General features: G+C 67.8%; 3 protein-coding genes. All 3 read left to right on the forward strand.

What is annotated here, in order from left to right; translation table 11 throughout:
• Positions 1 to 140 precede the first annotated feature (140 nt).
• From ACFC3F_RS14980 to ACFC3F_RS14990, 3 genes are read left to right on the forward strand one after another with little or no spacing between them, the layout of a single operon-like run.
• Positions 141 to 989 carry a nitrilase-related carbon-nitrogen hydrolase gene (locus tag ACFC3F_RS14980; protein WP_376131496.1) on the forward strand — a complete coding sequence of 283 codons (849 nt, stop codon included), beginning with the start codon at positions 141 to 143 and terminating at the stop codon, positions 987 to 989.
• A complete protein-coding gene (gene hydA, locus ACFC3F_RS14985; protein WP_376131499.1) occupies positions 986 to 2,449 on the forward strand; it encodes a dihydropyrimidinase in 1,464 nt (487 codons plus the stop codon). The genes ACFC3F_RS14980 and hydA overlap by 4 nt, the downstream gene beginning before the upstream one ends.
• Before the next feature lies 1 nt (position 2,450).
• A complete protein-coding gene (locus tag ACFC3F_RS14990; protein WP_376131502.1) occupies positions 2,451 to 3,467 on the forward strand; it encodes a TIGR03842 family LLM class F420-dependent oxidoreductase in 1,017 nt (338 codons plus the stop codon).
• Positions 3,468 to 3,502: the final 35 nt, after the last annotated feature.

Below are 3,502 nucleotides of genomic sequence, written 5' to 3' on the forward strand. Positions count from 1 at the left end.
CGCCGCGTGTCGCGCGCACCGAGCGCAAGTCGACGGATGAGGGCGGCGTCCTCGCGATGGATCCCGCGAAAGCCCTTGCCCGGGCGTCCGCGGCAGGCTTGACTGTCCCGACACAGGAGCCGTGACTGAACGGAGACACGATGACGACGGTACGCGCGGCGATCTCGCAGACGACCTGGACGGGCGACAAGGAATCGATGCTCGACAAGCACGAGGGCTTCGCACGGGATGCCGCTGCGCAGGGTGCGCAGGTGATCTGCTTCCAGGAGTTGTTCTACGGTCCGTATTTCGGCATCACGCAGGACCAGAAGTACTACCGCTACGCGGAGCCCGCCGACGGCCCGATCGTGCAGCGGTTCGCCGCCCTCGCGAAAGAGCTCGGGCTGGTGTCGGTGCTGCCGATCTACGAAGAGGCCCAGACGGGCGTCTACTACAACACGTCGGTCATCGTCGATGCCGACGGCGAGGTGCTCGGGATCTATCGCAAGCACCACCTACCGCACCTCGAGAAGTTCTGGGAGAAGTTCTACTTCCGCCCCGGCAACCTCGGCTACCCCGTCTTCGAAACCGCGGTCGGCCGTGTCGGCATGTACATCTGCTACGACCGGCACTTCCCCGAGGGATGGCGCGAACTCGGCCTGAACGGCGCGCACATGGTGTTCAACCCCAACGCCACCAAGCCCGGGCTGTCGAACCGGCTGTGGGAGGTCGAGGGCCCGTGCGCCGCGGTCGCCAACGGCTACTTCGTCCTGCAGCCCAACCGCGTCGGCCGCGAAGACAACGAGTACGGCGACGAAGCGGTCACCTTCTACGGCACCAGCCAGATCATCGACCCGCGCGGTGACTTCGTCGGCGAGCGAGGATCGAGCGAGCACGAGGAGCTGCTCGTGCGCGATCTCGACATGGACATGGTCCAGCAGATGCGCGACGACTGGCAGTTCTATCGCGATCGCCGCCCCGACTCCTACACGGGGATCGCGAAGCCATGACCACGACACTCATCACCGGCGGCACGGTCGTCTCGGCGACAGGGCGAACGCAGGCCGACGTGCTCATCGACGGCGAGACGATCGCGGCCGTGCTCGCGCCGGGCTCGCAGCTGCTCGGCACCGATGTCGCAGCATCCGTCGAGCGGGTCATCGACGCGACCGGCAAGTACGTCATCCCGGGCGGGATCGACGCGCACACCCACATGCAGCTGCCGTTCGGCGGCACGAACGCGAGCGACACGTTCGAGACGGGGACGCGCGCGGCGGCGTGGGGCGGCACGACGAGCATCATCGACTTCGCGGTGCAGCGCTACGGCGAGCGCGTGCAGGACGGCCTCGCGCACTGGCACGAACTCGCGGCGGGCAATTGCGCCGTGGATTACGGCTTCCACCAGATCGTCGGCGGCGTCGACGAGGACTCCCTGCGGGCGATGCGCGGCCTCGTCGATGAGGGCATCTCGAGCTTCAAGCTCTTCATGGCGTATCCGGGTGTCTTCTACTCCGACGATGCGCAGGTGCTGCGGGCGATGCAGGTGAGTCGCGACACGGGTCTGCTCACGATGATGCACGCCGAGAACGGGCCCGCGATCGACGTGCTCGCGGCGCAGCTCGTCGAGCGCGGCGAGACCGACCCGTACTTCCACGGCATCGCTCGAGCGTGGCAGATGGAGGAAGAGGCCACGCACCGTGCCATCATGCTCGCGAACCTCACGGGCGCGCCGCTGTACGTCGTGCACGTGAGCGCGAAACAGGCCGTCGAACAGCTCGCGGCGGCACGGGACAAGGGTTGGAACGTGTTCGGCGAGACCTGTCCGCAGTACCTCTACCTGTCTCTCGAAGAGCAGCTCGGCGCATCGAGCGAGCGGTGGGGCGCATTCGAGGGGGCGAAGTGGGTCTGCTCGACGCCGCTGCGCTCCCGCGAAGAGGGACACCAGGACCACATGTGGCAGGCGCTGCGCACGAACGACCTGCAGATGGTCTCGACCGACCACTGCCCGTTCTGCATGAAGGACCAGAAGGAGCTCGGGCTCGGCGACTTCCGCGCCATCCCGAACGGGATCGGCTCGATCGAACACCGCATGGACCTCATGTACCAGGGCGTCGTGACGGGCCGGATCACGCTCGAGCGGTGGGTCGAGCTCACCTCGACGACACCCGCGCGCATGTTCGGGCTGTACGGGCGCAAGGGCGTCATCCAGCCGGGCGCCGACGGCGACGTCGTCATCTACGACCCGAACGGGCACACGAGCATCGGGATGCCGGTGGACGAGAACGGCAACCCGACGGGCCGGACCCACCACATGAACATGGACCATTCGGCGTGGGAGGGGTTCGAGATCGACGGACACGTCGACACGGTGCTCTCCCGCGGTCGGGTCATCGTCGACGGCGGGGAGTATCTCGGCGCGAAGGGCGACGGCCGGTTCCTCAAGCGCGGCTTGTCGCAGTACCTGGTGTGACGTGGACTTCGGCGTCGTTCTGCAGACCAATCCGCCCGCCGCGCGCACCGTGCAGCTGGCGAAGCTCGCCGAGTCGCACGGCTTCAGCCACGTGTGGACCTTCGACTCGCACCTGCTGTGGCAGGAGCCGTACGTCATCCACTCGGCGATCCTCGCCGAGACCCATCGCGTCACGGTCGGGCCGTTCGTCACCAATCCCGCGACGCGCGACTGGACCGTGACGGCATCCGTCTTCGCGACCCTCAACGAGATGTACGGCAACCGCACCGTGTGCGGGATCGGGCGCGGTGACTCCGCCGTCCGTGTCACGGGCGGCAAGCCCACGACGCTGGCGGAGCTGCGCGAGGCCGTGCACGTCATCCGCGAGCTCGGCAATTCGCGCTCCGTCGAGCACAACGGCGCGACGCTGCAGTTCCCGTGGAGCCGCGGGTCGAGCCTGGATGTCTGGGTCGCGGCCTACGGCCCGATGGCCCTCAAGCTCACCGGCGAAGTGGGCGACGGGTTCATCCTGCAGCTGGCCGACCTCGACATCGCCGAGTGGATGATCACGACGGTGAAGGATGCCGCGGCCGCAGCGGGCCGCGACCCCGACTCGCTCGCGATCTGCGTCGCCGCGCCCATGTACATCGGCGACGACGTCGCCCACATGCGCGATCAGTGCCGCTGGTTCGGCGGGATGGTCGGCAACCACGTCGCCGACATCGTCGCGAAGTACGGCCACCACGGCGCGGTTCCCGAGGCCCTCACGTCGTACATCGCGGGGCGCAAGGGATACGACTACAACACGCACGGCAAGTCCGACAACGATCACGTCGACTTCGTGCCCGACGAGATCGTCGACCGCTTCTGCATCCTCGGTACGGCCGACGAGCACATCGCCAAGCTGAAGCGGCTGCAAGAGCTCGGGGTCACGCAGTTCGCCGGCTACCTGCAGCACGACAGCAAGGAGGAGACGCTCCGCGTCTACGGCGAGACCGTCATCCCCGCACTCACGGCGCACGCCCCCGCGAAGCGCTGACTCCGGGTGCGCGGGAGCGCCACCCGGGGCGCTCC

It is taken from the genome of Microbacterium sp. NPDC055910 (assembly GCF_042271185.1).
Lineage (GTDB): Bacteria > Actinomycetota > Actinomycetes > Actinomycetales > Microbacteriaceae > Microbacterium.